The organism is Mesorhizobium sp. M1A.F.Ca.ET.072.01.1.1 (assembly GCF_004023325.1).
Taxonomy (GTDB): Bacteria; Pseudomonadota; Alphaproteobacteria; order Rhizobiales; family Rhizobiaceae; genus Mesorhizobium.
Genome location: NZ_RZSF01000361.1, coordinates 1 through 6,342, shown reverse-complemented (window position 1 = coordinate 6,342; position 6,342 = coordinate 1). Strand labels below are relative to the sequence as shown.

Here is a 6,342-nt window from a genome sequence, read left to right as displayed (position 1 = left end):
CTTGCAGGTCGGGCGAATAGAGCGCGGTGAAGCTGTCGATCACCGTGCCGGAATCGCCGGTCAGCGTCTCTTTCACCGTCAGCACCGTGCATTTGCAGTCGCCCAGCTTGTAGGTGTCCTTGCCTTTGACGCTTAAAGCCAGTGTTTCGGTGCCCTTCGGCGCCTTCTTCGCCGAAAGCCGCACGAACTCGGTCTTGCTCTTGGCACCGGCCTTCAGCGGGAAGAGCTTTTTGAGGTCGCCGAGCGGGATCATTGACAGCCGGCCCGTGTCGCTATCGCGGAAAATCTCGATCAGCCCGGCGTAGAGATATTGCGTCTGCGGCGATTGCGACTGGTAGTTGTTGGCGACCGCGACCATGCCGCCCGGCGCCGGCCGGAACTCGCTCCGGATGCCGGGCTTCTCCAGCACGAAGCCGGCCTTGGCGGATTTGGCGTCCACGCAGTCGGCCGCCTCGGCGGTGCCGGCGAGGGCAAGCATGGCGAGGGCCACACAGGTCGTCACGGGTTTCATGCCTTCTCCCCTGGAAATGTGTTCTGGAAGGAATGACAGACCCTCTCTGCGCTGTCGACCCAAGTGCCCTTGACGAATTCAACCAATGCTTGAAAAGAGGCGCCAATCTGGACGATCCGGCAGTGAAAATGTTCCAATGGCGCGATGATGAATCGCCGATCCTCAGCATCCTTGTCCCGGCGCGATCTCTTGGCCCGGGCGGCCGGCCTTGCCGCGACCTGCGCCCTGCCGGACACCAGCTTCGCCCAGACCGGCCAGCGTATCCAGCCGATTGACGCCACCTTCCTGTTCATCGCTGATATCCATGCCTGCCGGATGGCGACCGGGCTCAGCCCGCATTGCGAGCAGGAGGGCAAGACCGACGCGGCATTGCTGCGCAATGTGGCGGCGCTCAACGCAATCGGCGACAAAGAGTGGCCGGCCGAGATCAGCGGCGCCGCCACCGGCCTGCGCTCGGCCGGCACACGCATCGGCACGCCGGTCGGCCTCGTCACCGGCGGCGACATCACCGATGACGGCGGCGGCCAGATCACTGAGCCGAGCGAAGGCACACAGCTTCTGCAGTTCAGCCAGCGTTACCAGCAAGGGATCGGCCCTGATCGCGTGCATGTTCCGGTCTATGTCGGGCTCGGCAATCACGATCTCGACCAGAATGGACCGACGCGCCATGTCGACTGGTACCGTCGCGAGATGCGCGATTATGTCGAGGTCAACCATCGCCCCGGCGTCTTCTTCAAGCCGCCGGTGCCGGCGACCAATTACGATGTCGATACCGACTGCTATTCCTGGGACTGGGGCGGGCTGCACCTCGTCCAGACGCATCGCTTCGCCGGCGACACCGGCCATGACGCGATAGGCAGCCTGCCATGGCTGAAGCAGGATCTGGCGACCTATGCCGGCGACGGCCGTCCGGTGATTCTCTTCCAGCACTATGGTTGGGACACCTTCTCGGTCGAGCGCTGGGATCCAGTGAAGCGCACCTATGGCGACGACGGCGCCGGCCGCCCGCATTGGTGGGGCGACGCCGACCGCCAGGCGCTTGTCGCCACGCTGAAGGGTTATAATGTGATCGCCATTTTCCACGGCCATCAGCACGCAGTGCCGATGATCTACCGGCGCGACGGGCTCGACCTCGTCAAGCCGAAGGCGGCTTTCATGGGCGGCTTCGCGCTGGCGCGGGTGACCGATGACCACATGGACGTGGTCTTGGGTGAGGCGGCCGGCGACCATGGCGAGGTCGTCTTCACCAACGCCTTCGCCAAAAGCTGGGCCACCTGAACGGAGAAAGCGCGCCAGGTAGAGTTGCGCCAGGCCCGTTGTTCGAGCTGTTCTGCGGTCTTGGCGCGGTCGACGCTCAAACGACGAACAGGCCGGCGCGCGGGTCGGCCATTGCCCCCGCGGCTATGGGTCAGAGCGCCTTGCGAGCCTTGTCCTTCACGTCGCCGTAGGCCTTGCGAACCCTGCCGGCAATTCTTTCGGACATGCCTTCCACCTGCAGGCGCCGGCTGCCGGTGGCCTTGCCGGCCGCCTGCTTCAGCCTGCCTTTTACCTGCTTGGCGATGCCGGCAACTTGATGCCTGTTCACCATATCCGCATCTCCTGGGCCTGGAATAGGAGCGGGATGCGCCAACCGCATCCGCCACGACAACGAACGGGCAATGTTTGAGTTCCGTGCGGCGTGCCGCATCACGCCGCTGTCGGCATGACGGACAGCCCGTGCCGGGCGTTTCAGATCTGACCGCGGGGCCTGCTGGTCACATCGCCTTTTTGAGCATGGCTTTCATGTCGCCACAGGCCTTCTGCACCTGGCCTGCCGACTTGTCCGCCATGCCCCTGATTTCCATCGGCCGGTTGCCGGTGGCCTTGCCTATGGCTTGCCGGATCGAACCTTTGATCTGCTTCGCCAAGCCCACTATCTGGTCCAGGTTCACCATCTCCGCATCTCCCGGAGATCCAATTCGCGAGGAGAAACGGGCCGGAGTGCTTCGCGGTTCCGTTGCGCCAAAGCACACCGGTCGAGGATAATTGACCGGCGACCGAATTCGGCATAATTTGTAACCAAATGGATACGCATTATGCCGCAGGCTGAGCACGACCGTTCCGTCTTCCGCGCCATCGCCGATCCGACGCGGCGCGCCATCCTCGACCGGCTGCGGCAGGGCCCCGCGCCGGTCAACGAACTGGCGTCCGCCTTCTCGCAGAGTCGGCCGGCCATTTCCAAGCATCTGAGGATACTGCGCGAGCTCAACGTCGTTTCCGAGCAGCGGCAGGGCCGCGAGCGAGTCTACCGGCTGGAGCCGGCGGAATTGAAGGATGTCGCCGACTGGATCCTGCCTTACCGGGACTTCTGGCAGCACAGCCTCGGCAATCTCAAATCCTACCTGGAGAATGAATGATGGCCATCCAAGACAAGCCGCGCGCGATCGCCGACATTTCCGCGGGAACCATCCTTGCCACGGTGATGATCGCGGTCCCGCCGGAGCGCGTCTTCCGCGCCATCACCGCTGAGGACCAGATCCCGCTCTGGTGGGGCGCCGACAACATGTACCGGACGACGAAGCACACGGCCGATGTCCGGCCGGGCGGCGCCTGGCGCTCGGAAGGCAAGGGTGCGGACGGGCAGGACTTCCATGTCGCCGGCGAGTATCTCGAGGTCGAGCCGCCGCATCGTCTGGTGATGACCTGGAAGGCGCCCTGGGACGGCGATAACCTCACCACCGTCACCTATACGCTCGAAGCCGTCGAGAACGGCACCCGGCTGACGCTGCGCCATGACGGCTTCGGGTCGCGACGGGACTCCTGCCGCGATCACGGTTCCGGTTGGGAGCGCGTGCTGGGCTGGTTGGACGAATTCCTTGCCAAGGAGACGGCTGCCAGGTCGCCTTCGGTCTTCCATTGCCGGCTGATTCCGCCGCGTCCGGATTTCGCCTTCACCCTGACGGAGGAGGAGAGGGCGCTGATGAATGCGCATGCCGACTATCTGCGCGGCCTGCTTCGTGAAGGCAGAATGATGATTGCCGGCCCAGTCGCCGATCCAGCCGGACCGTGGGGGCTTCTGATCCTGCAGGTCGGCACGGAAGCCGACGCCAGGGCGGTTACCGAAGGCGACCCGGTGGCGCGTTCCGGCCGCGGCTTCCGCTATGAAATCCTGCCGATGATGAGCACGATCATGTAAGGCGAATGGAAAACGCCTCTCGCGCTTTTTCAGGGCGCGGGAGGCGTCTTTTGTTATCAGCTTTTCTCGATACTCGTGAACTGCCGACAACAGGGACAAAACCGCCAGCCGGCAAAAGGGTTCCCGGCAAAACAAAATTTTTTGCTCGGCCGGATGCGACGCATTTCCCGGCTCCGTGCTAAAGGCACTTGCCAGCATGAGGATAGCCTTGCCGCACGACCGACCCTGCCCGACCCTGCTTGACGCATCAGCCGCCTTCGACTGTCAGAGCTGCGGCGCCTGCTGCGCCTATTCGGCGGACTGGCCGCGCTTTTCGACCGAAGAGGATGCCGAGCTCGACCGCATCCCCGACGAGCTGGTCGCGACCGACCTGTCAGGCATGCGCTGCGAGGACGGCCGCTGCGCCGCGCTTCGCGGCGAGGTGGGCAAGCAGACGGCCTGCGCGATTTACGAAGCCCGCCCGCATGTCTGCCGCGCCTGCATGCCCGGCGGCGACGACTGCCTGATGGCAAGGGCCGCCCATGGGCTGGCGGTGGAACTGCCAATCTCCCCCCAAGTGGGGGAGATGGCCGCGAAGCGGTCAGAGGGGGTCGTCTCACATAAATCGCCAACGTGATCGCGTCGGGAAACGGCCGCGCTCTACACGAGGCGAGCCCCCTCTGTCGCCTTCGGCGACATCTCACCGCAAGGTGACCTAAGGGGGAGATTACTCTCTCCCCCGCTTGCCCACACTCGGACCTCCCGATACCTTCCGCGCCGGGCAGGGCCGTGGAGGAAACTGTGAGCATCGAATTCCTGTTGACGTCGCTGATTATCGTCGCTTCGCCCGGCACCGGCGTTCTCTACACGCTGAGCGCCGGCCTCTCGCGCGGCGCTCGCGCCGCGATCATCGCCGCTTTCGGCTGCACGTTGGGCATCATCCCGCACATGGCGGCGGCCATCACCGGCCTTGCGGCTGTGCTGCACACAAGCGCGGTCGCCTTCGAGACGCTGAAATATCTCGGCGTCGCCTATCTGCTCTACATGGCCTGGATCACGCTGAAGGAGAAGGGCAGTATTGCTCTCGATCAGAACGTCGCGCCGCGCTCTGCCCGCAAGGTGATCACCTCCGGCATCCTGATCAACATCTTGAACCCAAAACTGTCGATCTTCTTCTTCGCCTTCCTGCCGCAATTCGTCAGCACCACCGAGCCGCACGCTTTCGCCAGGATGCTGGAGCTGTCCGGCGTCTTCATGCTGATGACCTTCCTTGTCTTCGTCGTCTACGGCGTGTTCGCGGCTTCGGTGCGCAGCCATGTCGTGTCGCGGCCGATGGTGCTGACCTGGATGCGCCGCACCTTCGCCGGCGCCTTCGTCATGCTGGGGGCCAAGCTGGCCCTGGCGGATCGGTAAGCGAACTGTCTATCCCTATCGCCCGTCCGCGACGCGAATCAGGTTGACGCAGGGATGGCCGAGCGCTGGCGCTGCTGATCTCCCTCCTTGAGGGGGAGATGTCGCCGAAGGCGACAGAGGGGGTCGCCGCGCGTTGGAGCGCCAGCGCCTTCGTTGCACGGGAGGCGTCGCCGGAGCCTTACGCGCGGCGACCCCCTCTGCCCTGCCGGGCATCTCCCCCTCAAGAGGGGAGATCGGCTGTTGCGCAGGCCTTCGCCAATCGCAACAGTATGGAAGCCCGCTTTTGGACCGGCTGCCGCATGCCAAACAAAAAGGGCGACATGTCTGCCGCCCTTTCCATATTCGCTATGGGACCGGACTTCTTAGAAATCCATGCCGCCACTCAAGCCCGCTTGCGGGCTTGAGCAATGTTAAATGATGGGCGTGCTTTATGGACTTCTGGTTGCGAATGATCTTGTCCGAAAAGTCTGCAACTTTTCGGGATCATTCGTCAATTAGAAGTCCATGCCGCCACTCAAGCCCGCTTGCGGGCTTGAGCAATGTTAAATGATGGGCGTGCTTTATGGACTTCTTAGAAGTCCATGCCGCCCATGCCGCCCATGCCGCCGCCAGGCATGCCGCCCGGCATACCGCCGGCGGCTTCCTTCTTCGGAGCCTCGGCGATCATGGCTTCGGTGGTGACCAGCAGGCCGGCGACCGAGGCCGCGTCCTGGAGAGCGGTGCGGACGACCTTGACCGGGTCGACGATGCCCATGGCGATCATGTCGCCATATTCGCCGGTCTGGGCGTTGAAGCCGAAGGTCGCGCCCTTGTTCTCGAGGATCTTGCCGGCAACGATCGAGGCTTCCGCACCAGCATTGGCCGCGATCTGGCGAGCCGGAGACTGCAGCGCACGACGCACGATGTTGATGCCGGCGGCCTGGTCGGCATTGACGCCGGTGGCCTTGATGTTGGCCGAAGCGCGCAGCAGCGCGACGCCGCCGCCGGCGACGATGCCTTCTTCAACGGCCGCGCGGGTCGCGTTCAGAGCGTCATCGACGCGGTCCTTCTTTTCCTTGACTTCGACTTCCGTCGCACCGCCGACGCGGATCACCGCAACGCCGCCGGCGAGCTTCGCCAGACGTTCCTGCAGCTTCTCCTTGTCGTAGTCCGAAGTGGTCTCTTCGATCTGCTGCTTGATCTGGGCAACGCGGCCCTGGATCTCGGCCTTCTTGCCGGCGCCGTCGACGATGGTGGTGTTCTCCTTGGAGATCGACACCTTCTT

General features: G+C 64.0%; 9 protein-coding genes. 5 read left to right on the top strand and 4 right to left on the bottom strand.

All coding sequences use genetic code 11. The features are described from left to right. On the bottom strand, window positions 1–511 hold a 511-nt coding region (locus EOA32_RS31585), incomplete at its 3' end, for a hypothetical protein (RefSeq protein ID WP_128373808.1). 144 nt (window positions 512–655) lie between these two features. On the opposite strand from EOA32_RS31585, the gene EOA32_RS31580 reads away from it, so the two are divergent. Further along, on the top strand, window positions 656–1,789 hold the full coding sequence (locus tag EOA32_RS31580) for a metallophosphoesterase (RefSeq protein WP_095829087.1): 1,134 nt from the start codon (window positions 656–658) through the stop codon (window positions 1,787–1,789). A 130-nt stretch (window positions 1,790–1,919) separates the two neighbouring features. Here EOA32_RS31580 and EOA32_RS31575 read toward each other — a convergent pair whose 3' ends face one another. Then, a complete protein-coding gene (locus EOA32_RS31575; RefSeq protein ID WP_095784086.1) occupies window positions 1,920–2,099 on the bottom strand; it encodes a CsbD family protein in 180 nt (59 codons plus the stop codon). A gap of 166 nt (window positions 2,100–2,265) precedes the next feature. Further along, a complete protein-coding gene (locus tag EOA32_RS31570; RefSeq protein ID WP_128373807.1) occupies window positions 2,266–2,445 on the bottom strand; it encodes a CsbD family protein in 180 nt (59 codons plus the stop codon). Between the two features lie 141 nt (window positions 2,446–2,586). On the opposite strand from EOA32_RS31570, the gene EOA32_RS31565 reads away from it, so the two are divergent. The 4 genes from EOA32_RS31565 (at window position 2,587) to EOA32_RS31550 (ending at window position 5,078) form a co-directional block, all read left to right on the top strand. After that, window positions 2,587–2,907 carry a metalloregulator ArsR/SmtB family transcription factor gene (locus tag EOA32_RS31565; protein ID WP_067001113.1) on the top strand — a complete coding sequence of 107 codons (321 nt, stop codon included), beginning with the start codon at window positions 2,587–2,589 and terminating at the stop codon, window positions 2,905–2,907. Further along, window positions 2,907–3,686 carry an SRPBCC domain-containing protein gene (locus tag EOA32_RS31560; RefSeq protein ID WP_128373806.1) on the top strand — a complete coding sequence of 260 codons (780 nt, stop codon included), beginning with the start codon at window positions 2,907–2,909 and terminating at the stop codon, window positions 3,684–3,686. The genes EOA32_RS31565 and EOA32_RS31560 overlap by 1 nt, the downstream gene beginning before the upstream one ends. A 196-nt stretch (window positions 3,687–3,882) precedes the next feature. Next, entirely contained in the window at window positions 3,883–4,302 is a 420-nt protein-coding gene (locus tag EOA32_RS31555; RefSeq protein ID WP_128373805.1) for a YkgJ family cysteine cluster protein, read from the top strand. A gap of 164 nt (window positions 4,303–4,466) precedes the next feature. Next, the gene (locus tag EOA32_RS31550; protein ID WP_128373804.1) at window positions 4,467–5,078 is read left to right on the top strand and encodes a LysE family translocator; all 612 of its coding nucleotides are present in this window, start codon (window positions 4,467–4,469) and stop codon (window positions 5,076–5,078) included. 571 nt (window positions 5,079–5,649) lie between these two features. On the opposite strand, the gene EOA32_RS31545 is transcribed toward EOA32_RS31550, so the two are convergent. Next, a partial coding sequence (locus tag EOA32_RS31545) for a TCP-1/cpn60 chaperonin family protein (RefSeq protein WP_281015296.1) occupies window positions 5,650–6,342 on the bottom strand: 693 nt, incomplete at its 5' end.